Genomic DNA, 21,749 nt, shown 5'->3' on the forward strand with positions numbered 1-21,749 from the left:
TTGCGCGGTTAACCTGAATTGGTTCTAGCTTGATGCAAGGATATTCGGGGAGGAGATTCATGTGTTATTCGCGTCTGAAAGCACTGCTGGGCGCGGGGGCTTTTTCGCTGGCTTTCGTTGGGACGGTGCAAGCCGGGGGCTTTGACCGGGGCGGCGTCAACATCGACCAGCTGTTCGACGCGGCGCCATATTCGTTCGACGCAGGCGTCACCTATGTTTCGCCCCAGCGCAAACTCAAGAATGTGCAGCGTCTGGATGGGTCGGGATTGTCGACGTCGGCGGTGGATGTTGGTGGCGACTATGCGGTGCCGCATGTCGGCATCAAGGCCAACATCTTTGAGCCCGTAGACTGTCTTGCCACCTATACCAGACCGTATGGTGCGGACGCAAATTTCGGCATGAACAACGCCTATTCGCCGACAGCGGTCAAATACTCCGTCGACACAGACGATTTCGGCCTCACCTGCTCCTACAAGGTGAACGTCGGCAAGGGCGCCATACGATTCATTGGCGGTGTCTCCTACCAGCAGGTCGACGCGTTTCTGTCCCGCCAGACACTGCTCGCCTTCGGCAATACCGGCCTCGGTGTCTTCAAGCTGTCCGACGAGGCATGGGGTTGGCGTGCGGGCGCAACCCATGAGATCCCCGAGATCGCTCTGCGCGCCAGCCTGATGTACTCTTCCAGCTACAAATATGACGGGCTGTCGGGAACGGTCGACACGACCGGCTTCAGGGGCGCCTTTCCAGCGGATCTGGTTCCTGGCTCTACCGGCGTGTACCCAGTCTCGGCGTCGGCCGAGATACCTCAGGCTCTGGAATTCAAGCTGCAGAGCGGTATAGCTCCTGGCTGGCTGGCCTTTGGTTCCATCCGCTGGCAGGAGTGGAGCAAGCTTGGCGTCATTGCCATCAATGGCGTGCGCAGCCCGGTAACCGGTGCTCCCTCGCCCGTTTCATTCGACCTGCTTTATCGCGACGGCTGGACGATCACGGGCGGTATCGGTCACAAGTTCACCGACCAATTGTCGGGCGTGGTTTCGCTGACCTGGGATCGCGGCACCTCGACGACCTCCGGCTATCAGTCGGATACCTGGGCCGTGGCCAGCGGCGTCTCCTATTCGCCGAACGACCAGGTCGAGGTCAGGCTCGGCGGCTCGATCGGTGTGCTGACGAGCGGGTCATCGACTTTCAGCGGTGTCGGCGACGTGGCAAATGCCGTCACCTATACCTACGGCAACGACCTGCTTCTCGCCGGTTCGGCTTCCGTCAAGATCAAGTTCTAACTACAAATTTTTAAACGACAAAACGGCCGGGCACTGCCCGGTCGTTTCGTTCGGTGCGTCATCCGTCATTCGGCCAGCGCAACAATTGCCCCTATGATGTTCGCTCCGATAATTGTGACGTTTCGGCAACAGTTTCTGAACAACCCTCGCGCCACCCGGCCGCCCGGGAACATTGCCCATTTCCCGCCATAAACCCGGCGCACCTCGAACTTGTCTCGGGACACGCGCCAAAAGGCTAGGCGAAGAGGCAGGCCGCACCGCCCGCGGCGAGGACGAGTATGGACGCCAGAGCGATCTCCAAGGCCAAGCTGCCAAGCCGTCACGTGACCGTTGGTCCCGAGCGGGCGCCGCATCGCTCCTACCTCTATGCGATGGGGCTGTCGGCGGCCGAGATCGCGCAGCCGCTGGTTGGTGTCGCCAGCTGCTGGAACGAGGCCGCACCTTGCAACATCTCACTGATGCGCCAGGCGCAAGTGGTCAAGAAGGGCGTGGCGGCCGCCAAAGGCACGCCGCGCGAATTCTGCACCATCACCGTCACCGACGGCATCGCCATGGGCCACCAGGGCATGAAGTCGTCGCTGGTGTCACGCGAGGTCATCGCCGATTCAGTCGAGCTTACCATGCGCGGCCATTGCTACGATGCGCTGGTCGGCCTGGCCGGTTGCGACAAGTCGCTGCCCGGCATGATGATGGCTATGGTGCGCCTCAACGTGCCGTCCATCTTCATCTATGGCGGCTCGATCCTGCCCGGCAGCTACCGTGGCCGGCAGATCACCGTGCAGGACGTATTCGAGGCGGTCGGCCAGCATTCGGTCGGCACCATCGGCGACGCCGAACTGCTAGAAATCGAGCAAGCCGCGTGTCCGTCGGCCGGCTCCTGCGGCGCCCAGTTCACCGCCAACACCATGGCCACCGTCGCTGAGGCGATCGGCCTGGCGCTGCCCTATTCCTGCGGCGCGCCGGCACCCTACGAGATGCGCGACCGCTTCAATTTCGCTTCCGGCGAAAAGATCATGGAGTTGATCGCAAGGAACATCCGCCCTCGCGACATCGTTACGATGAAAGCGTTGGAAAATGCCGCGACCGTGGTCTCGGCCACCGGCGGCTCGACCAACGCGGCGCTGCATCTGCCGGCGATCGCGCACGAAGCCGGGATAAAGTTCGACCTTTTCGACGTGGCCAGGATATTCGAAAAGACACCCTACATCGCCGACCTCAAGCCGGGCGGCAAATACGTCGCCAAGGACATGTTCGAGGCCGGCGGCATTCCGCTCTTGATGAAGACGCTGCTCGACCATGGCTATCTTCATGGCGATTGCCTGACGGTGACCGGCCGCACTTTGGCCGAAAATATGGAACATGTTTCCTGGAATGACAGCCAGGATGTGGTCCGTCCCGCCAACAAGCCGATTACCCAGACCGGCGGGGTCGTGGGCTTGAAGGGTAACCTTGCCCCCGAAGGCGCGATCGTGAAGGTCGCAGGCATGGCGGAACTCAAATTCTCGGGTCCGGCGCGCTGCTTCGATTCGGAAGAGGAATGTTTCGAGGCGGTTACGCGCCGTAACTATAGCGAAGGCGAGGTTCTCGTCATCCGTTACGAGGGTCCGCGCGGCGGCCCGGGCATGCGCGAAATGCTGTCGACGACGGCGGCTCTCTACGGCCAGGGCATGGGCGGCAAGGTGGCGCTCATCACCGACGGGCGTTTTTCTGGCGCGACGCGCGGTTTCTGCATCGGCCATGTCGGGCCGGAAGCGGCCGTCGGTGGCCCGATCGGGCTTCTGAAAGACGGCGACTTGATCTCGATCGATGCGGTGAACGGCACGATCGAGGTTGCATTGTCCAAAGCCGAACTGGCGGCGAGGGCAAAAGCATGGAAGGCGCGCACGACCGACTATCAGTCGGGCGCGATCTGGAAATACGCACAGACGGTCGGATCTGCCCGCGACGGCGCGGTCACCCATCCGGGCGGTGCCAAAGAAACACACTGCTATGCGGACATCTGAGTTGTTGAGGTCGTCTGTCCTTTCGGCACTGGTTGCGCTCGCCACGTTTGGCGCGACCTTAGGCGCCGTCGGCCAGGCCATGGCCTTCGACGACAAGGTGTTCGACGACAAGACCGGCGTGAAGCCGCAGTCGAGCCCGTGGGCGGTGTTCCAGTTCGGCTTTTCCGCTTACAAGAACGGCCATAAGGAGCAGGCCGCGGAAGCCTACAAATATGCCGCCGAGAACGGCCAGATCGGCGCCACCTGGAAGCTTGCGCGCATGTATGCCGAAGGCGATGGCGTGGCGCGAGACGACTACGCGGCGTTCAAGTTCTTCAGCGAGATCGTCGACCAGGACGTCGAGCCCGGTTCGCCCGAGGAAAGCTATGTTTCGGACGCGCTGGTGGCGCTTGGCGACTATCTGAGGAAAGGCATTCCCGGCAGCCCCGTCGAGGAGAACGAGGTGGCGGCCCAGGAATATTACATGCGTGCCGCCGCCAACTACCGCAATCCGAACGCCCAGTTCGAGATGGGCCAGATGTTCCTCAAGGGCGAGGGCGGCGTCAAGGCCAGCGTCAAGCAGGCCGGACGCTGGTTCCAGCTGGCGGCCGAAAAGGGCCATGCGGGCGCGCAGGCGACGCTCGGCAACCTGCTTTTCCAAAGCGGCAAGATCGTCCGCGGGCTGGCGATGATGACCGCGGCACTCGAACGAGCCTCACCCGCCGACCAGCCATGGATCCGCGGCATGCAGGAAGAAGCGTTTGCCGCCGCCGGCGAAGCCGACCGTCGCACCGCGATTTCGCTGGCCGACGATATCCTGACCAAGGGTGGCGGCGACCAGTAGGCCGGCGGGATTTGTCGATTTAAATCAGTTCTCGGTCGGTTTCGCCGGCACGCCGCCGGGCGCCGGTGTTGATATCGGCGTGCCTTGCAGATGCGGGGCCAGTGTGTTCTCCGGGCAGCCGTCCCGCTGCTTTGTCCAGGACGTGTTGTTGAGCACCATCTCGCAGCGGGCGAGGTGGCTTTGTCCGGCAAGTGTCAGGCAGGCCATTTGACCGATCTGGAACGATTTGCCATTGGCAAGGCATAGCGGAGCGGCAACGGCCGGCATCGCGCCAAAAGCGAGCGCCGCGGCACACGTGCAAAGTGCAAGTCGGATAGTCATGGGAACCCCAGCCACCATGATGATTTCTCATCAAGCGCGCGATTTGTGGCGATAAGAGGTCAACTTCTCAATGTGCCGCCGGACAGCAGCTCCGATCAGGCCGGCCGCAGCGCCAGATCGATCGCCACCGGCACATGGTCGGAGGGTTTTTCCCAGGCGCGCACCTGTTTTTCGATCGAAGCCGAGGAAAACCAATTGGCGGCTTCGGGCGACAGAAGCAGGTGGTCGATGCGGATGCCGTTGTTCTTCTGCCAGGCGCCGGCCTGATAGTCCCAGAACGTAAAGACGTCGGGGGCGTCGGTGACGGCACGCACGGCTTCGGTGAAGCCGAGATTCTTCAGCCGCCGGAACGCCTGCCGCGTTGCGGGCTGGAACAGCGCGTCGCTTAGCCAGTTTTCCGGATATTTCGCATCGGCCGGCTCAGGAATGACATTGTAGTCGCCGGCCAGGACCAGCGGCTCTTCCAGTGCAAGCCGCTCCTCGGCCCAGCGCTCCAGCCGCGTCATCCAGGAAAGCTTGTAGGAGAACTTCTTCTCGTCGTCGATTGGGTTGCCGTTCGGCAGATAGATAGAGGCAACCCGCAAGGCGCCCTTGTCGGTCGAGAACACGCCTTCGATGAAACGCGCCTGCTCGTCGGCATCGTCGCCCGGCAAGCCGCGATTGACCTCGTCGAAACGCAGCTTCGACAGGATGGCGACGCCGTTGAAGCCTTTTTGGCCGTAGGTCTCGACATTGTAGCCGAGCGCCTCGATCTCGGCGCGAGGAAATTGCTCGTCGACCGTCTTGATCTCCTGCAGGCAGGCGATGTCGGGCGCGCTTTCCGTCAGCCAATGGGTCAAATTGCCGATGCGGGCGCGGACGCCGTTGATGTTCCAGGTGACGATTTTCATGACGTCCTCGATAGGCTGGTGGTCCGGAGACTAGCGATCCGGCGGGTGACGTTCGACAAGGCCGATCGTATTGCCTGCCGGGTCCTTTAGGAAGGCCATCCACTCGCTTTCCCCCGCCTGGCCGAACAGGCCTTCGGTGTCGCGATGGACGAGCGCCGGCGGCGCGGTGAAGGGAACACCGGCGGCCCTTGCCGAAGCGTGGAACTCTTCGAGGTCCGATATGTCGAGATAGACGGTGCCGGCCGGCAGGCCGTCGGTGAAAAGCAGGCGCACGTCACCTGCCATGATGAAGGCGATGCCTGGAGGATCGAAACGCGCATGCAGACTCATGCCGAGCACNGGCGCACGTCACCTGCCATGATGAAGGCGATGCCTGGAGGATCGAAACGCGCATGCAGACTCATGCCGAGCACCTCGCGCCAGAAGGCCAGCGTTGCGTCGAGGTCGCGTCCGGCGGAAAGCGCGATCTGACGGACCGCGCCGATGTCGGGCATTTCTAGATCGAGAAGCTGGTGCCGCAGCCGCAGGAGGCGACCGCATTGGGGTTCCTGATCTGGAACGACTGGCCCATCAGATCGTCGACAAAATCGATCACCGAGCCGCCCATATAGACCAGCGACACGTCGTCGATCAGCACGGTTGCGCCGTCCTTCTCGATGGCGACGTCGTCATCATTGCGCCTATCGACCAGATCGAACTTGTAGGAGAAGCCGGAACAGCCGCCGCCCTCGACCGAGACGCGCAGGGCCGTCTTGCCGGCTTCGCTCGCCACGATCTTGGCGATCCGCTTGGCGGCGGCGTCGGTCATCTCGACTTTCATGGCGGTCTTGGCATCAGCGCCCATGGGCGTCACCTTGCTTTCGGTTTCGTATGATAGGTATGAAGCGCGACGGGGCAAGTCAACTGCGGCATACGCTATGACCAACGAGTTGGGCGACATCGGATTCGGCTATCGGCCGCGCGCGGCCTATGCCAGCGACCCGGCGAAGTCGCGCGGCCGGCTGTTCGACGAGGTGGAAAGCCCGACGCGCACGCCGTTCCAGCGCGACCGCGACCGCATCATCCATTCGACGGCGTTCCGCCGGCTGAAGCACAAGACGCAAGTGTTCGTCGCACACGAAGGCGACCATTACCGCACAAGGCTTACGCATTCGATCGAGGTGGCGCAAATTGCACGCGCTCTGGCGCGGGCACTGCGCGGCGACGAGGACCTGGCCGAGGCGGTGGCCCTGGTGCACGACTTCGGCCACACACCCTTCGGCCATACCGGCGAGGACGCGCTGAACGAGAAGATGGCCGCCTGGGGCGGCTTCGACCACAATGCGCAATCGCTGCGCGTGGTGACGCGGCTGGAGCGGCGCTATGCCGAGTTCGATGGGCTGAACCTCACCTGGGAAACGCTGGAGGGGCTGGTCAAGCACAATGGCCCACTGACCGATGCCAAGGGCAAAGGGCTGAAGGGGCCGGTGCCGCAGGCGATCCGCGACTATTCCGAACTGCACGACCTCGAACTCGACCGCTTCGCCGGTATCGAGGCGCAGTGCGCGGCGATTGCCGACGACATCGCCTACAACACCCATGACATCGACGACGGGCTGAGGGCAGGGCTGCTGACGCTGGACATGCTGGAGGACCTCTCGCTGCCGGGGTCGATCCTCAAGGGGGTGCGTGAGCGCTATCCGGCGCTCGATGACGTACGCACCGGCCACGAGCTGATGCGCCGGCAGATCACTATCATGGTCGAGGACGTGATCGTCTCGACGACGGCCAATCTGGCGCGCATCAAGCCCGACAGCGCCGAGGCGGTAAGGGCGGCCGGCGAGACGATGGTGAGCTTCTCCGCCGAGACGGCCGTATCGGAAAAGGAGCTGAAGGCCTTTCTCTACAAGCATCTCTATCGGCACGCGGAGGTCATGCGGGTGCGCGCCGACGCCGACCAGATCGTCAGGGACCTGTTCGACGTCTATTTCGCCGATCCGCGCGCCATGCCGGATGGCTGGCGCGAAGGGCTCGATCGGGCGGAGGATCGCGTCAAGGCGCGCAGTGTTGCCGATTTCCTGGCTGGCATGACGGACACTTATGCACTCAAGGAACACAGCCGTTTGTTTGACCATACGCCGGATTTGAGCTAGGGCGGGCGCGATTTTGCCGGCCAACGAGCCGGATCCCTGCAAAACCGTCAGAGCCATAGCAATGAACATCTTCGCCGATTTCAACGCGCGAATCATAAAGGCCGTCGAAGCGCTTGATTTGAAAGACAAGGATGGCGTGCCGCCGGATCTGTCGCGCATCGCCGTCGAGCCGCCGCGCGATGCCAGCCATGGCGATCTCGCCACCAACGCTGCCATGGTGTTGGCCAAGCCGACCGGCCAGAACCCGCGCGCGCTGGCCGAAAGGCTGGCCGAGGCGCTGCGCGCCGACGAGGATATCGCGGCCGCCGAGATCGCCGGTCCGGGCTTCGTCAATCTCAGGCTCAAGGACGGCTTCTGGCAGGCGCATCTGACGGCGCTGCTCGGCAAAGGCCGCAATTACGGCCGCTCGACTGTCGGCGGCGGCAAGAAAACCAATGTCGAATATGTCTCGGCCAACCCGACCGGACCGATGCATGTCGGCCATTGCCGGGGTGCCGTGGTCGGCGACGCGCTCGCCAACCTGATGGCCTTCGCCGGTTACGACGTGACCAAGGAATATGTCATCAACGATGCCGGTTCGCAGATCGACGTGCTCGGACGCTCGGTCATGCTGCGCTACCGCGAGGCGCTTGGCGATGAGATCGGCGAGATTCCGGCCGGGCTTTATCCAGGCGACTATCTGATCCCCGTTGGTCAGGCGTTGGCCAGCGAATTCGGCCGCTCCCTACTGCAGATGCCGGACGAGGAGGCACTTGCCATCGTCAAGGACAGGACGATCGACGCGATGATGGCGATGATCCGCGAGGATCTGGCGCTGCTCAACGTGCATCACGACGTCTTCTTTTCCGAGCGGACGCTGCATGCCAACAATGCGAAGAAGATCCGCTCGGCGATCAGCGACCTGACGCTGAAGGGCCACATCTACAAGGGCAAGCTGCCGCCGCCCAAGGGCGAGAAGCCGGACGACTGGGAGGACCGCGAGCAGACGCTGTTCCGCTCGACCGCGGTCGGCGACGACATGGACCGGGCGCTGGTCAAGTCGGACGGTACCTTCACCTATTTCGCTGCCGATGTCGCTTACCTCAAGGACAAGGTCGATCGCGGCTTCGTCGACCTGATCTATGTGCTTGGCGCCGATCATGGCGGCTATGTGAAACGGCTGGAAGCGCTTGCCCGGGCGATTGCCGGCGACGAGGTCAAGCTTACCGTGCTGCTTTGCCAGCTGGTGAGGCTGTTTCGCGCCGGCGAGCCGGTGCGCATGTCGAAGCGGTCGGGCGAGTTCGTGACCCTGCGCGAAGTGGTCGAGGAGGTCGGCCGCGACCCGATCCGCTTCATGATGCTCTACCGCAAGAACGACGCGCCGCTCGACTTCGACTTCGCCAAGGTGACCGAGCAGTCGAAGGACAATCCGGTATTCTACGTGCAGTATGCCTCGGCGCGCTGCCATTCGGTGTTCCGGCAGGCAAGCGAGCAATTGGGCGAGGCCATGTTCGACCGCAACCAGCTGGCCGCCGAAGTGGCTTTGCTGACCGACGAGGGTGAGATCGGCCTGATCAGAAAGCTTGCCGAATATCCGCGGCTGATCGAAGCCGCGGCGCTCGCGCTTGAGCCCCACCGGCTGGCATTCTACCTCTACGAACTCGCTTCCAGCTTCCACGGACACTGGAACCGGGGCACCGATAATCCCGACTTACGTTTTGTTAAGGTTAACGACCGACAATTGACGCATGCCAGACTAGGGCTGGTGCAGGCTGTTTCGGACGTTTTGACGTCCGGCCTGACGCTGATCGGAGCCAATGCGCCCACCGAAATGCGTTAGGTTTGAGTAAAAAACCTGTCACCTTTTGCCCACATTGCGCTGGTAAGGGCCAACCCTACGCGACGTCCATGGCGTCCGAATGAGTGCGAGTTCGGGAACAATAATGGCAGACAGAACCCAGCTGAGAGCAGCCGACCACAACGACATCGCCAACGATGATCCGTTCGCGGAACTGACCAGGATCATGGGGTTCGACCCGCGCCAGCCGGTCAAACCGCAAACGCCGGCCCAGCCGAAAACCGCTGCCGTCGAGCCGCCGGTGGGCGAGGGCGATTTCGACATCGATCTCGAGAAGGAGTTGATGGGCGAGTTCGGCGCCGACGCCAATGACAATGCTTCCCCTGTCGAGTTTCGCGAGCCGGCACCCGAACCGGCTAGCACGGATGAGATGGAGGACGCGCTTGCCGCCTCGTTCGAACAGGATTTCGCGTTCGACGACAGTGCGGTGGATGATGCTGCTCCTGTTGCGGCCGCTCCTGTTGCCGCCGACGAAATTGCCTCCGGCCCCGAAAGGTCGTTCGCTCCCGCTGTCGAGCCGGAGTTCGACGACGAGTTCGATAATGCCGTCGCCGGCTCGCTCGAAGACGTGTCGCCGTTCGAGGACGACTTGTCGAGTGACGACGAACTTGCCGGCCCTGTCGACCAGGATTTTCGGCGCGACGACGATGTGACGGGTAAGATCGGGGCGACGGGCGAGGACGGACCCAGGGCCGCAGCCGATGCATACGCGCCGGTCGACGAGCCTGCCTTCGACGACGAGCCTGCCTTCGACAATGAGTTCGACAACGCCGTGGCCAGCTCGCTCGAAGACGAGCTGATGTTCGAAGAGCATGAGCCGATGGAGCAGACCGTCGCCGTTGAAACCGCCGCGCAAGCCGCCGCGCCTGCGTTCGATGACGAGTTCGACGATGCCGTTGCGAGCTCGCTCGAAGACGAGCTGATGTTCGACGAGCAGGAGCCGGCGGTCGCCGCCCCGGCATCCCCGGTTGAGGCGGCCGATGAGAATTTTGCCGGCCATTTCGATGATGCCATGGCCGATGTCGACATGGACTTCGACGTTCGCCCGAACGAGCCTGCCGAAATCGAAGAACCAGAGTTTATCGAAGAGCTGTCGGTCGAAGAGCCAGAGGCCGCCCGGCTTTCCGGCACGGCCGCTGAAGCGGTGTTCGACGACGATTTCGATCTGAGCTTCGACGATGCGCCTGCCGAGGACGCCGAAGAGCCCGTGGCGCAGGTCGTTGCAGCCGAACCAGCGGCGCCGGCCGCTGTCGTCCCGACGGCCCCAGTGGCTGAGGAACGCAGCCTGGAAGACGAACTGAACGCGCTGCTCGGTGCGATGAGCACACGGCCGGCACAAGCGGTCAACGAACCTCAGATGAGCCAGCAGACTGCCCAGAAGCCCGTGATGGCTGTTCAGCAGCCCATCGCGCCGGTAACTCAGAAGCCAGCAGTGGCCGCTGAACAGCCAATGGCGGCGGTCAAAGACGTCGCCAACGAACCGGTGCATGCTGTCGACGAGCTGGATTGGGAACTCGACGAGCACGAGCCCGCTGAGCCGCAGCGGTCCAGTGCCGCCGATGACGCCGATCTTGGCAGTGTCCTCCTCGATGAGCTTGAAGGCGAGGATTTCGGTGTTGAAGCCGCTGCCGGACCTGCGGATGAGTTAGACAACGATGCGCTCGATGCCGACTTCGCCAGGAATATCGGCCTGGATCATGACTCGGCCGACAAGAGTGCCGCAGCTGCTTCCGAAGAAGATCCGCTCGATGCGCTGAACTGGCTGACGACACGCGCCACGCCGCCCGAGCCGGCCCGCTCGTGGAGCCGCGTGACGCCGGTCGCACAGCCTCAGCCCGCTTTTGCAGGCCAGCCGGTGGCTTCGGCGCGTCCGGCACCACCGCCGCAGCCGGCTGCGGCGCCGTCCTATCGGGCCGCACCGGTCGAAGAGGCGCCGTCCTATGAAGGCCAGGCATCCCGTGAAGAGAGGCCGTCCTATGAAGATCGGCCCGCCTACACGGAAGCTGCGCCAACCTCGCATCAACAGCCTTCCGCGTATGACGAGATGCCCGATGTCGAGACGGTCGACGTGCCCGAGCGCGTCGTGGCGCTGGCGGACGATCTCGACATTCCGGAGCTCAACTTCGACGATGACGAGCCGGTGGCGCCCGCCTACGACGATCTTGATGCCGATTTTGCCAGCCTTCTCACCGAAATGAATGCCACGGATATAGCGCCTGCCCCGGTGCGCAGTGCTGGCTATGACGATGAATACGATGCGGGCTTTGCGTCTGGTTATAAGCAAGATCGTGGCGAGACGCGCGCCTATGGCGCCAAGCCTGCGGAAGCCCCCGTCAGCGCGGCGGCCGCTTCCTATGCCGATGCAGCGGACGGTTTCGATCTGGGCCCATTGCCCAGTGGCCAGCCGGTTTCGCAAGCCGACGATTTCACCTTCGATGAGCTCGATTACGATCCCGAACTGGACGAGGAGATGTCGGTTCCGGGTCTTGCCGAACGCGGGGCCGAAAGGCAGCCGCGCAGGCGCGGGCTGCTGATAGGAGCGGTGGTTGGCGCGGTGGCGATCGCCGGAGGCCTTGGCGCCTTTGCGTTGACCCTCGGCGGCAAGAGCGGCAGCGATGCGCCGGTTATCGTCAAGGCCGACAACAGGCCGATCAAGATCAAGCCGGAAAATCCAGGCGGCGCCGTCGTGCCGAACCAGGACAACAAGGTCTATGACGCTGTGGTCAAGGGCGCCAAGCCCGCCGAGCCCGTTCAGCAGAAGCTGGTCACCAACACCGAAGAGCCTGTGGACCTGAAAGCCAACGAACCGGAGAGCCGCGTCGTCGATCTTTCGCCCAATGACCCCGACGCCGCGGACGATCTCGACGCGCCCGGCACAGTGGCGTCCGACACCAACGCCTCTGGTATCAACGCGCCTGATACCAACGCGCCTGACACCGATGCGCTTGGCGCCAATGCCGCTGGCGGTACCGAAACTGCCGCCGCACCGGCGCCCAAGTCCGAGGATCGCATCGCGCAGGTTCTGCAGGAGGCCGAGAAGGGTGCCAACCCCGAGATCGTCGCCGTTGCGCCGCGCAAGGTACGGACCATGGTCGTGAAACCTGACGGCTCGCTGGTGGCGCGCGAGGATCCGGCGCCTGCCGCCCCGCAGATGGCTGCTGCCGAGCCGGCAGATCCGGCGCCGCAGCACGTGGCTCCGTCGGCCCAGGCCGACGCCGCCGCGCAGACTGGCACCGTGCCCCTGATCGAGCAGATGACAAGTGATCCGAAGATTGGCGATCAGAAGATTGGTGACCAGCCGAGTGGCGATCAGGCGAGTGGCGATCAGGCCGAAACCACCAAGCTGCAGCCGGCGCCCAAGCCCGACACCAAGGCCGAAGCCAAGGCCCAGCCCTCAGCCAGCAAGCAGTCCGCCAACACCCCGGCCACGGTCCCAGTGGCGCCGCAGCGTCCGTCCGACCAGCCGGTCGACGTAGTCGGCGAAGTCAAGCCCGATCAGGTTGCTTCCATCGATCCGGCCGCGGCCGGCGCTGGTTCGTGGTCGATACAGATCGCTTCGCAGCCGACAGTCGAAAGCGCCCAGTCGACTTATCAGGATCTGCAGCGCCGCTACGGCAGCGTGCTTTCCGGCCGCACCGCCAACATCGTCAAGGCCGAAATTGCCGGCAAGGGCACCTTCTACCGCGTCCGCGTTCCAGCGCAGTCGCGCAACGAGGCGATCAAACTGTGCACCAGCTACAAGGCTGCCGGCGGCAATTGCTTCGTGTCCCACTAGCGGCACCAAAAACCTCTCGAAAAGCCGGCGCTCGCGCCGGCTTTTTTGCGTGAACGGAAATCCCTGGAGGCAATTGCGGGCGATTCCCTTTGTCGGCGCGAAGCTCTAAACTGTTCCGCATGACCGAATCAAAATCCATGATCCTCGGCTGCGCCGGGAAATCACTGACCCGCGACGAGATCCGTTTCTACCGCAACGAATGCCCGTGGGGTTTCATCCTGTTTGCGCGCAATATCGGCGAGACCGAGCAGATCCGCGATCTGGTCGCCGCCATGCGCGACTGCGTCGGGCGCGCGGATGCGCCGGTATTCATTGACCAGGAGGGCGGCCGGGTGCAGCGCCTGCGGCCGCCGCTGGCGCCGAACTATCCGGCTGCCGGCGCACTCGGCGCCTTGTGGCGCGACGACCATGACGCCGGCACCCGTGCCGCCTGGCTGATGGCGCGGCTGCATGCCTTCGATCTGCTGCGCTACGGCATCACGGCGGATTGCCTGCCGGTGCTCGACGTGCCGATCGAGGGCGCCAGCGACGTCATCGGCGCACGCGCCTATGGCAAGGAGCCGCGCGCCGTCATCGAATTGGGTCGCGCCGCGGCGGAAGGCCTGATGGCGGGCGGCGTGCTGCCGGTGATGAAGCATATTCCCGGCCATGGAAGGGCCTTCGCCGACACGCATTTCGAACTGCCGACCGTCGACGCCTTGATCGGCGACCTGCAGCGGCATGATTTTGCGCCGTTCAGGGAGCTCAACCATTTGCCGATGGCGATGACGGCGCATGTCGTCTATAGCGCGATCGACCCGAAGAACCCGGCCACGACATCCGGCAAGGTCATCGAAAAGATCATCCGCGGCGAAATCGGCTTCGACGGTCTGTTGATGAGCGACGACACCTCGATGAAGGCACTTTCTGGGGATTTCCCGTCAAAGGCGGCCGCTATCCTTGCGGCGGGCTGCGATCTGGTCCTTCACTGCAACGGCGTGTTTGAGGAGATGGCCGGCATTGCATCGCGAACGACCGGACTTGAAGGCAAGTCGTTTGACCGCGCGGAGCGGGCGCTGACCTATATCAGGAACCGTGACGTAGCGGACGAGACCGAGATTCGGGCCGAATTTGCCAGTTATTTCGACGCGGTGGCCTAGCATCAAAGGAAGCGAAGTGGCGGAAACATTGGACCTGAAGGCCGGCAAGGCCGCACCGATGGACCGTCTGTGGGCCGAGAACGACGATTCCCGGTTGACCGGCGATCCCGCTTTGGTCGTCGATGTGGCCGGTTTCGAAGGTCCGCTCGATCTTCTGCTGCATCTTGCCCGCAACCAGAAGGTCGACCTGTCGCGCATCTCGATCCTGGCGCTGGCCGAACAATATCTGGCCTTCGTCGAGAAGGTGAGGGCGCTGCGGCTGGAGCTTGCCGCCGACTATCTGGTGATGGCGGCATGGCTGGCCTTCCTCAAGTCGAAGCTCCTGATCCCCAAGCAGCCCGGCGACGAAGGCGAAAGCGGCGAGGAACTGGCGGCAGTGCTGCAGTTCCGGCTGAAGCGGCTGGAGGCGATGCGCGACGCGGCGGCACGGCTGGTCAACCGCAACCGGCTCGGACGCGACGTGTTTGCGCGCGGCATGCCGGAAATGGTCATCATCGAGAAGCGAAATGCCTATTCGGCCTCGCTCTACGATTTGTTGACCGCCTATGCCCAGCAGCGCCAAAAGCAGGCGATCACCAATGTGACGATCGCCAGGCGCGGCGTGTGGTCGCTCAAGGATGCGCGCGACGTGCTGATCAGGCTGATCGGGTCGCTGCGCGACTGGACGGCGCTCGACAGTTTCCTGGTCGAATATCTGGCCGGCCCGGAAGAGCGGCGCACCGCTGTCGCCAGCTCGTTTGCCGCAACGCTGGAACTGGTGCGCGAAGGCAAGATGGAGATGCGGCAGGACCAGGTGTTCGCGCCGCTTTATCTGCGCGGCCGCGCTCAAGCCATCAAGATAGTCGAGGTGACACCATGAGCGAACGCGCCAACGCTTCGGTCATTCCGTTCAAGGTCGAGGACGACGCCGAGCAAGGCGCGGTTGCCGAGAACCCGGCACAAAACCAGGGGCAGAATTTGTCGCAGAATCCCGGCGAGCGGCTGCATATGGCGGAGGCCGTACGGATGGCCGAGGCGATCGTATTCGCCAGCGCCGAGCCGGTCAGCGAAAAACAGCTCACTTCGCGGCTGCCCGACGGCATCAACATTGCCGCGGCGATGGCCGAACTGCAGCAGATCTATGCGCGGCGCGGCGTCAATCTGGTGCGCGTCGGCGATGCCTGGGCCTTCCGCACCGCCGGCGACCTCGCCTTCCTGATGAGCCGCGACACGGTGCAGCAGCGCAAGCTGTCCCGCGCTGCCCTCGAAGTGCTGGCGATCATCGCCTACCACCAGCCGGTGACGCGCGCCGAGATCGAGGACATCCGCGGCGTCGAGACGTCAAAGGGGACGCTCGACACGCTGATGGAGACGGAATGGGTGAGAATGCGCGGCCGGCGCCGCACGCCCGGCCGTCCCGTCACCTACGGCACGACGGACATTTTTCTCGACCATTTCGCACTGGAGGAGATCCGCGATCTCCCCGGCATGGAGGAATTGAAGGGTGCAGGATTGCTGTCCGGCCGCATGCCGTCGAATTTCTCGGTGCCGCTGCCGCCGGCCGACCCCGATGCGCTCACCGACGACGAGGATCCGCTGACCGACATCGACCTCGAGGAACTCGGCCTTTTGACGCCGCGCGTCACGGACGATTGAGCCGAGCGCCATCTTTAAGCCACAGCCAGGATGGAACTGCGCCGATTGGTAGCGGGCCGCCGTGCCGAAAGTGCGTGACTTCGGCCACTCATTCATGAACTCTGTCGCAGTTCTGTTTGAATCCGAACCCGAAAGCGCATAGATCAGCGTCTGGGAAACCGTTCGAGAGAGATTTGCTATGGGTTCATTTTCGATTTGGCACTGGATGATCGTTCTGGTGATCGTGCTGCTGGTCTTCGGCCGCGGCAAGATCCCCGAGCTGATGGGCGACATGGCCAAGGGCATCAAGAGCTTCAAGAAGGGCATGGCCGACGACGAGACTGCCGAGGACAAGCGCACCGTCGAACACCGTTCCGACGAGACCGTGTCGGTACCGAAGGAAAAGGCCAGCAAAAGCTGAGCCCAAAACTTTGGTTGGCCAAAACTTGAGTCGGCCTGAAACTTGAGTCGGAACGTATAGCCATGTTCGAAGTCGGCTGGACCGAGATGCTGGTGATCGCGATCGTCATGATCGTGGTCGTCGGGCCCAAGGATTTGCCCAACATGCTGCGCACCTTCGGCCGCACAACGGCGAAGCTGCGCGCCATGGCGTCGGATTTCCAGCGGCAGTTCAACGACGCACTGAAGGAAGCCGAACTCGACGACGTCAAGAAGTCGGTCGATTCGCTGAGAAGCCTCAATCCGGCAGCCGAGATCAGGAAGCAGCTCAATCCATTCGAGCAGGCCGCCGCCGACGTCCGTTCCGGCGTCGATGCCGTGATGAAACCCAAGCCGGCGGTCGAGGCCGCCTCGACAGAGCAGGCAGCCGAGCCGCTGAAGAACGGCGCGACGACGATGCCGGGCGTCAGCCCGCCGGAGCCGACGCCGGCCACGCCGATCTTTCCGGCGATGACGGACGAGTCCGTCGTGGCGCCGGCAGTAGAGGCGCAAACGACTGCAGCGGCCGTGCCGCAAAAAGCGCCGGCGGCAAAGAAGAAGCCGGCGCCCGCGAAAGCCGCGGCTGCCGTGCCGGCCAAGCCGGCAAAGGCCGCTGCGCCAAAGGTCGCCACAAAAGCTGAGCCGAAAGCGCAGTCATCAGCAGCGAAGAAGCCGGCGGCAGCAGCGAAGAAGCCTGCGGCAGCAACGAAGAAGCCGGCCGCCACGAAAACGGCGGGAGCCGCCAAGTGAGCACTTCGGACACGGAAAAGGACGAGATCGAAAAATCGTCGGCTCCGCTGATGGAGCACCTGATCGAGTTGCGCCGGCGGCTGATGTGGTCGATCGGCGGTTTTTTCGTTGCTTTTCTTGTGTGCTTCTTCTTCGCCAAGAAGCTGTTCAACCTGTTGGTGATCCCGTTCAGATGGGCGACCCAATGGGCCGGGCTCGATCCGCACAAGGTCGAGCTGATCTATACGGCGCCGCAGGAGTTCTTCTTTACCCAGGTCAAGCTCGCCATGTTCGGCGGTATGGTCATCGCTTTTCCGTTGATCGCCACGCAGATCTACAAATTCATCGCGCCCGGCCTCTACAAGAACGAGCGCAATGCCTTCCTGCCGTTCCTGATCGCCTCGCCGATCCTGTTTCTGATGGGCGCGTCGCTGGTCTATTTCTTCTTTACGCCGATGGTGATGTGGTTCTTCCTCGCCATGCAGCAGACCGGCACCAACGACCAGGTGCAGATTTCGCTGCTGCCGAAAGTGTCCGAATATCTCAGCCTGATCATGACGCTGATCTTCTCCTTCGGCCTGGTGTTCCAGTTGCCGGTGGTGACAAGCCTGATGACGCGGGTCGGCATGCTGTCGTCGCAAGGGTTGGCCGAGAAGCGCAAATGGGCGATCGTCATCGCCTTCGTCGTGGCGGCGGTGCTGACGCCGCCCGACCCGATGAGCCAGATCGGCCTCGCAATTCCGACGATCCTGCTCTACGAGGTCTCGATCTGGTCGGCTCGCTTGATCGAGCGCAGCAAGGAGCGCGACCGTGTCGCCCGCGAAAAGCAGGACGCCACGGAAGAGGTGGCCGAAAAGCCGGCGGACGCGTCGTCGACGTAGGTGGGGTTACCGGCTGGCATCTTTCTTCCGGCCGCAGCAACTTTGTTCTTGCTTTGTGCCGGCAGCTATGCTACTAATCTGGGTATAGTGCTGATTCGGCGCCGACGACCCGCCCTCTGAGGCGGGTTTTTGTTTCAGGTTCCTTTCGACCAAATGTTGCGAGTGCTGCCTACCTGAGGTCGGCGGGACAGCGCCCCCCCCTCTGTCCTGCCGGACATCTCCCCCACTTGGGGGGAGATCGGCAGCTTGGGCGACGGCTTGCTTTTTCAGCGCCGGAGATTGGCGAAAGCCGCTATGGCGGCCAATCTCCCCACTCGTGGGGGAGATGTCCGGCAGGACAGAGGGGGGCGTGAGGAAACGCCAGGCTTCACATCTTGCATCGATCAGGGATGCGGTTTACGCCCTCTGGTCTTTGTTTTGGGCATTTCGTTGTCCCGAAACCGCTGCGCCGAGGACGAACAGACCATGCTTGACATCAAATGGATTCGCGACAACCCGAAGACCCTTGTCGAGGCGCTTCAGAAGCGCTCGTGGTCGGCCGGGGAGGCGCAGTCCACGGTCGACGATCTGATCGCCGCGGATGAGGCGCGGCGCGAGCATCTGACCGAGCTGCAGACCAGGCAGGAACGCCGCAACGCCGCATCGAAGGAGATCGGCAATGCCATGCGCTCGGGCGATGCCGCCCTTGCCGAACGGCTGAAGGCTGAGGTCGGCGAGATCAAGGCCTTCATCCAGAACGGCGAGGCGCGCGAACGCGAGCTCGACAAGGCGCTGAACGACGCATTGGCGGTGCTGCCCAACGTGCCGTTCGACGATGTGCCGGTCGGCAAGGACGAGCGCGACAATGTCGTCAAGCGCGTCGTCGGTGAGGTGCCGACGCGGCCGAACTGGGTGAAGGAGCATTTCGAGATCGGCGAAGCGCTCGGCATGATGGATTTCGAGCGTGCGGCCAAGCTTTCCGGCTCGCGCTTCACGGTGCTGAAAGGCGGACTGGCGCGGATGGAGCGCGCACTCGGCCAGTTCATGCTCGACCTGCATACGACCGAGCACGGCTATGTGGAGATCCAGCCGCCGCTGATGGTGCGCGACGAGGCGCTTTTCGGGACTGGGCAGCTGCCGAAATTCGAGGAGGATTTATTCTTCGTTCGGCCTGGGGACGGCAGGCTTGGCCTAATCCCAACCGCCGAAGTGCCGCTCACCAATCTCGTTCGCGATGAGATCACGCCGCACGAAAAACTTCCGCTGCGCTATACCGCGCTGACGCCTTGCTTCCGCTCGGAGGCGGGCTCGGCCGGGCGCGACACGCGCGGCATGCTGCGGCAGCACCAGTTCTACAAGGTCGAGCTGGTGTCGATAACCGATCAGGACTCGTCAGTCGCCGAGCACGAGCGCATGACGCAATGCGCCGAGGAGGTGCTGAAGCGGCTCGGCCTGCCGTTCCGCACCATGACGCTGTGCACCGGCGACATGGGCTTTGGCGCGCGCAAGACCTACGATATCGAGGTCTGGCTGCCCGGCCAGAATGCCTATCGCGAGATCTCGTCGTGCTCGGTATGCGGCGATTTCCAGGCGCGGCGCATGGACGCCCGCTACAAGGACAAGGACGGCAAGGGCAATCGCTTCGTCCACACGCTGAACGGTTCGGGCACCGCCGTCGGCCGCGCTCTCATTGCCCTCATCGAAAATTACCAGAATGAAGACGGCAGCGTAACCATTCCTGAAGCGCTTCGGCCTTACATGGGCGGTCTGGAAAAGATCGAATCGAAATAATGCGCGTCCTTCTGACCAACGACGACGGCATCCATGCCGAGGGCCTTGCATCGCTCGAACGCATCGCCCGCACGCTCTCGGACGACGTCTGGGTGGTGGCGCCGGAACAGGACCAGTCCGGCTATGCGCATTCGCTGTCGATCTCGGAGCCGCTTCGCCTCAGGAAAATCGGCGAAAAGCACTTTGCGGTGCGCGGCACGCCGACCGACTGCGTCATCATGGGCGTGAAAAAGATCCTGCCCGAAGCGCCTGACCTGATCCTGTCCGGCGTCAATTCCGGCGCCAACATCGCCGACGACGTCACCTATTCGGGCACGGTCGCCGGTGCCATGGAAGGCGCGCTGCTCGGCGTGCGATCGATCGCCATCAGCCAGGCCTATTCCTATGTCGGCGAGGATCGCGTCGTTCCCTATGAGACAACCGAGGCGCTGGCGCCGGCGCTGCTCCAAAAGCTCGTCGCCATGCCGTTGCCGGACGGCGTGCTGCTCAACGTCAATTTTCCGAATTGTGCGCCGGAAGAGATCGCCGGAACTGTGGTCACTTCGCAGGGCAAGCTGGTCCACAGCCTGTGGGTCGACGAGCGGCGCGACGGGCGCGGCCTGCCTTACTACTGGCTGCGCTTCGGCCGCGAGCCGGTCGAGGGCAAGCAAGGCAGCGACCTCCATGCCTTGCGCAATCGGCTGGTGTCGGTGACGCCGCTGCAGCTCGATCTCACCGCGCATGAAATCCGCGATCAACTGGCCAAGGCGCTCGCATGAACTTGAATCACGCTGCAACGTTCGACGAACGCGAAGGTTTCGCTGCCTTCCTGCTTCGCCTGCGCGGCAGGGGCACGGTGCCGAAGGCGCTGATCGCCGCCTTCGAGGCGACGCCGCGGCGCGGCTTCCTGTCTCCGCATTTCCACTCGATTGCCTGGTCCGACCGTATGCTGCCAATCGAATGCGGCGAGGCCATCGAAGGCGCCGACCTGCAGGCGGCGGTGATCGCGGCACTTGCCATCGAACCGGGCAACCGCGTGCTCGAGATCGGCACCGGGTCCGGCTACACGGCGGCGGTGATGTCGCGGCTTGCCGCGCGGATCGTCACCATCGACCGTTACAAGACGCTGGCCGAACAGGCCCGGCAGCGTCTCGAGGCACTCGCCATCGGCAACGTCATCGTGCGCCAGGCGGACGGTTCCAACGGGCTGGCCAACGAAGCGCCGTTCGACCGCATCGTCGCCTGGGCGGCCTTCGACAGCCTGCCGCGTTTCCTGCTCGACCAATTGTCGAGCGGCGGCATCGTCATTGCGCCCATCGGACCCGACGAGGGCGAGCAGGTGCTGGCCAAGCTGACCAAGGTCGGCAGCCGCTTCGAACGCGAGGATATCGGCCTGGTGCGTCTGCAGCCGATCCTGCGCAGTGTCGCGGCGGTGATTTGATATCCTAACCATCGGCCGCTTGGCGGCAGCCGAAGCCTGGTGCTTCGTCATCCTGGGGCGCAGCGAGGAGCGGAGCGACACAGCGCAGACCCTAGGATCCATGCCACGCCCTTGAGGCGTTGCAAGGGTGCAGAATTCTGCTCCGCCGCATTCTTCGGCCAATGTCACGGAATGGATCCCAGGGTCTCCGCGACGGAGCTCCGCTCCTGCTCCGCCCTAGGATGACGAAGCTGAGAGCCTTCCTCGAAACATTTTAAGAAAATTTGCGTCTGATTCTACAGGTTTAACCGACCGGTAACATTAACGCGCTTTAATCAGGTTCAGTTGTACCGGGTCTGTGCGGGTTAGTGCGATGCAATTCAGTGTTTTGAAGGCAAACGGACGCAATCTGGCGCGTGGCTGCGCCGTCCTCATGATTGCAGGCGCTGCGACGGGGTGTAGTTCCCAGGTGGCGCGGTTCAACAGCGTCGACGACGTGTTCACCGCCTCGACCAACAACCAGCGCGCCATCATCGACAAGCAGGATGCTGCCCAGCCCTATCCGGGCGATGTTGCGGCCGCGCCGATCGACGGCAGCCACACCCAGTCGGTCAGCCGCTCAAGCCTCGAACCGGTTACGGCGCAGCAATTGCCGCCGCCGGCTCCCGCCCTGGCACCCGCCGCTCGCCCGGTGCGTACCGCTGCCGCGCCGGCCCTG

The 21,749-nt window shown here is 63.4% G+C and carries 18 protein-coding genes and 3 pseudogenes; 16 read left to right on the forward strand and 5 right to left on the reverse strand.

The window, feature by feature from the left end:
- Positions 1-59 precede the first annotated feature (59 nt).
- The 3 genes from X760_RS58965 to X760_RS58975 all read left to right on the forward strand — a co-directional run bounded on the left by X760_RS58965 (position 60) and on the right by X760_RS58975 (position 4,106).
- On the forward strand, positions 60-1,280 hold the full coding sequence (locus tag X760_RS58965; protein WP_023720049.1) for an outer membrane protein transport protein: 1,221 nt from the start codon (positions 60-62) through the stop codon (positions 1,278-1,280).
- 278 nt (positions 1,281-1,558) lie between these two features.
- A complete protein-coding gene (gene ilvD / locus X760_RS58970; protein WP_023720050.1) occupies positions 1,559-3,283 on the forward strand; it encodes a dihydroxy-acid dehydratase in 1,725 nt (574 codons plus the stop codon).
- Positions 3,270-4,106 (forward strand): tetratricopeptide repeat protein, encoded by an 837-nt coding sequence (locus tag X760_RS58975; protein WP_023678939.1) that lies wholly within the window; start codon positions 3,270-3,272, stop codon positions 4,104-4,106. Before ilvD ends, X760_RS58975 begins: the two co-directional genes overlap by 14 nt.
- A gap of 24 nt (positions 4,107-4,130) precedes the next feature.
- On the opposite strand, the gene X760_RS58980 is transcribed toward X760_RS58975, so the two are convergent.
- The 5 genes and pseudogenes from X760_RS58980 to erpA form a co-directional block, all read right to left on the reverse strand.
- On the reverse strand, positions 4,131-4,445 hold the full coding sequence (locus X760_RS58980; protein ID WP_023720051.1) for a hypothetical protein: 315 nt from the start codon (positions 4,443-4,445) through the stop codon (positions 4,131-4,133).
- A gap of 77 nt (positions 4,446-4,522) precedes the next feature.
- Positions 4,523-5,317 (reverse strand): exodeoxyribonuclease III, encoded by a 795-nt coding sequence (gene xth, locus X760_RS58985; protein WP_023720052.1) that lies wholly within the window; start codon positions 5,315-5,317, stop codon positions 4,523-4,525.
- 30 nt (positions 5,318-5,347) lie between these two features.
- Positions 5,348-5,656, reverse strand: a pseudogene (locus X760_RS58990) (glyoxalase); the annotation flags it as partial.
- Between the two features lie 2 nt (positions 5,657-5,658).
- A pseudogene (locus X760_RS76410) lies at positions 5,659-5,811 on the reverse strand (VOC family protein); the annotation flags it as partial.
- 2 nt (positions 5,812-5,813) lie between these two features.
- The gene (gene erpA, locus X760_RS58995; RefSeq protein ID WP_031194309.1) at positions 5,814-6,161 is read right to left on the reverse strand and encodes an iron-sulfur cluster insertion protein ErpA; all 348 of its coding nucleotides are present in this window, start codon (positions 6,159-6,161) and stop codon (positions 5,814-5,816) included.
- A 73-nt stretch (positions 6,162-6,234) separates the two neighbouring features.
- Between erpA and X760_RS59000 the strand changes: the two genes are divergently transcribed.
- The 13 genes and pseudogenes from X760_RS59000 to X760_RS0138330 form a co-directional block, all read left to right on the forward strand.
- Positions 6,235-7,449 (forward strand): deoxyguanosinetriphosphate triphosphohydrolase, encoded by a 1,215-nt coding sequence (locus X760_RS59000; RefSeq protein ID WP_023720054.1) that lies wholly within the window; start codon positions 6,235-6,237, stop codon positions 7,447-7,449.
- A 61-nt stretch (positions 7,450-7,510) separates the two neighbouring features.
- On the forward strand, positions 7,511-9,268 hold the full coding sequence (argS, locus tag X760_RS59005; protein WP_023720055.1) for an arginine--tRNA ligase: 1,758 nt from the start codon (positions 7,511-7,513) through the stop codon (positions 9,266-9,268).
- Between the two features lie 103 nt (positions 9,269-9,371).
- The gene (locus X760_RS59010) at positions 9,372-13,061 is read left to right on the forward strand and encodes an SPOR domain-containing protein (protein ID WP_023720056.1); all 3,690 of its coding nucleotides are present in this window, start codon (positions 9,372-9,374) and stop codon (positions 13,059-13,061) included.
- A 119-nt stretch (positions 13,062-13,180) separates the two neighbouring features.
- On the forward strand, positions 13,181-14,200 hold the full coding sequence (gene nagZ / locus X760_RS59015; RefSeq protein ID WP_023720057.1) for a beta-N-acetylhexosaminidase: 1,020 nt from the start codon (positions 13,181-13,183) through the stop codon (positions 14,198-14,200).
- A 58-nt stretch (positions 14,201-14,258) separates the two neighbouring features.
- Entirely contained in the window at positions 14,259-15,059 is an 801-nt protein-coding gene (locus X760_RS59020; protein ID WP_023720058.1) for a ScpA family protein, read from the forward strand.
- Positions 15,056-15,835 (forward strand): SMC-Scp complex subunit ScpB, encoded by a 780-nt coding sequence (scpB, locus tag X760_RS59025; protein ID WP_023720059.1) that lies wholly within the window; start codon positions 15,056-15,058, stop codon positions 15,833-15,835. The genes X760_RS59020 and scpB overlap by 4 nt, the downstream gene beginning before the upstream one ends.
- A gap of 178 nt (positions 15,836-16,013) precedes the next feature.
- Positions 16,014-16,235, forward strand: a complete 222-nt coding sequence (locus X760_RS59030; protein ID WP_023678929.1) for a twin-arginine translocase TatA/TatE family subunit — start codon at positions 16,014-16,016, stop codon at positions 16,233-16,235.
- Between the two features lie 62 nt (positions 16,236-16,297).
- The gene (gene tatB / locus X760_RS59035) at positions 16,298-17,002 is read left to right on the forward strand and encodes a Sec-independent protein translocase protein TatB (protein WP_023720060.1); all 705 of its coding nucleotides are present in this window, start codon (positions 16,298-16,300) and stop codon (positions 17,000-17,002) included.
- Positions 16,999-17,862 carry a twin-arginine translocase subunit TatC gene (tatC, locus tag X760_RS59040; protein WP_023720061.1) on the forward strand — a complete coding sequence of 288 codons (864 nt, stop codon included), beginning with the start codon at positions 16,999-17,001 and terminating at the stop codon, positions 17,860-17,862. Before tatB ends, tatC begins: the two co-directional genes overlap by 4 nt.
- A gap of 465 nt (positions 17,863-18,327) precedes the next feature.
- Positions 18,328-19,632: a serine--tRNA ligase gene (serS, locus tag X760_RS59045; protein ID WP_023720062.1), complete on the forward strand. Its 1,305-nt coding sequence runs from the start codon at positions 18,328-18,330 to the stop codon at positions 19,630-19,632.
- The gene (gene surE / locus X760_RS59050; RefSeq protein WP_023720063.1) at positions 19,632-20,390 is read left to right on the forward strand and encodes a 5'/3'-nucleotidase SurE; all 759 of its coding nucleotides are present in this window, start codon (positions 19,632-19,634) and stop codon (positions 20,388-20,390) included. The genes serS and surE overlap by 1 nt, the downstream gene beginning before the upstream one ends.
- Positions 20,387-21,052 carry a protein-L-isoaspartate(D-aspartate) O-methyltransferase gene (locus X760_RS59055; RefSeq protein ID WP_031194310.1) on the forward strand — a complete coding sequence of 222 codons (666 nt, stop codon included), beginning with the start codon at positions 20,387-20,389 and terminating at the stop codon, positions 21,050-21,052. Before surE ends, X760_RS59055 begins: the two co-directional genes overlap by 4 nt.
- Before the next feature lie 352 nt (positions 21,053-21,404).
- Positions 21,405-21,749 (forward strand): annotated as a pseudogene (locus X760_RS0138330) (peptigoglycan-binding protein LysM); the annotation flags it as partial.

Source organism: Mesorhizobium sp. LSHC420B00 (assembly GCF_000503055.1).
In the GTDB taxonomy this organism is placed as follows: domain Bacteria; phylum Pseudomonadota; class Alphaproteobacteria; order Rhizobiales; family Rhizobiaceae; genus Mesorhizobium.

Coding starts and splice junctions, on each gene's coding strand:
- argS (WP_023720055.1), top strand. CDS start 7,511: ATGAACATCTTCGCCGATTTCAACGCGCGAATCATAAAGGCCGTCGAA.
- xth (WP_023720052.1), bottom strand. CDS start 5,317: ATGAAAATCGTCACCTGGAACATCAACGGCGTCCGCGCCCGCATCGGC.
- X760_RS58980 (WP_023720051.1), bottom strand. CDS start 4,445: ATGGTGGCTGGGGTTCCCATGACTATCCGACTTGCACTTTGCACGTGT.
- ilvD (WP_023720050.1), top strand. CDS start 1,559: ATGGACGCCAGAGCGATCTCCAAGGCCAAGCTGCCAAGCCGTCACGTG.
- scpB (WP_023720059.1), top strand. CDS start 15,056: ATGAGCGAACGCGCCAACGCTTCGGTCATTCCGTTCAAGGTCGAGGAC.
- X760_RS58965 (WP_023720049.1), top strand. CDS start 60: ATGTGTTATTCGCGTCTGAAAGCACTGCTGGGCGCGGGGGCTTTTTCG.
- X760_RS58975 (WP_023678939.1), top strand. CDS start 3,270: ATGCGGACATCTGAGTTGTTGAGGTCGTCTGTCCTTTCGGCACTGGTT.
- X760_RS59055 (WP_031194310.1), top strand. CDS start 20,387: ATGAACTTGAATCACGCTGCAACGTTCGACGAACGCGAAGGTTTCGCT.
- surE (WP_023720063.1), top strand. CDS start 19,632: ATGCGCGTCCTTCTGACCAACGACGACGGCATCCATGCCGAGGGCCTT.
- erpA (WP_031194309.1), bottom strand. CDS start 6,161: ATGGGCGCTGATGCCAAGACCGCCATGAAAGTCGAGATGACCGACGCC.
- tatB (WP_023720060.1), top strand. CDS start 16,298: ATGTTCGAAGTCGGCTGGACCGAGATGCTGGTGATCGCGATCGTCATG.
- X760_RS59030 (WP_023678929.1), top strand. CDS start 16,014: ATGGGTTCATTTTCGATTTGGCACTGGATGATCGTTCTGGTGATCGTG.
- X760_RS59010 (WP_023720056.1), top strand. CDS start 9,372: ATGGCAGACAGAACCCAGCTGAGAGCAGCCGACCACAACGACATCGCC.
- X760_RS59020 (WP_023720058.1), top strand. CDS start 14,259: ATGGACCGTCTGTGGGCCGAGAACGACGATTCCCGGTTGACCGGCGAT.
- X760_RS59000 (WP_023720054.1), top strand. CDS start 6,235: ATGACCAACGAGTTGGGCGACATCGGATTCGGCTATCGGCCGCGCGCG.
- serS (WP_023720062.1), top strand. CDS start 18,328: ATGCTTGACATCAAATGGATTCGCGACAACCCGAAGACCCTTGTCGAG.
- nagZ (WP_023720057.1), top strand. CDS start 13,181: ATGACCGAATCAAAATCCATGATCCTCGGCTGCGCCGGGAAATCACTG.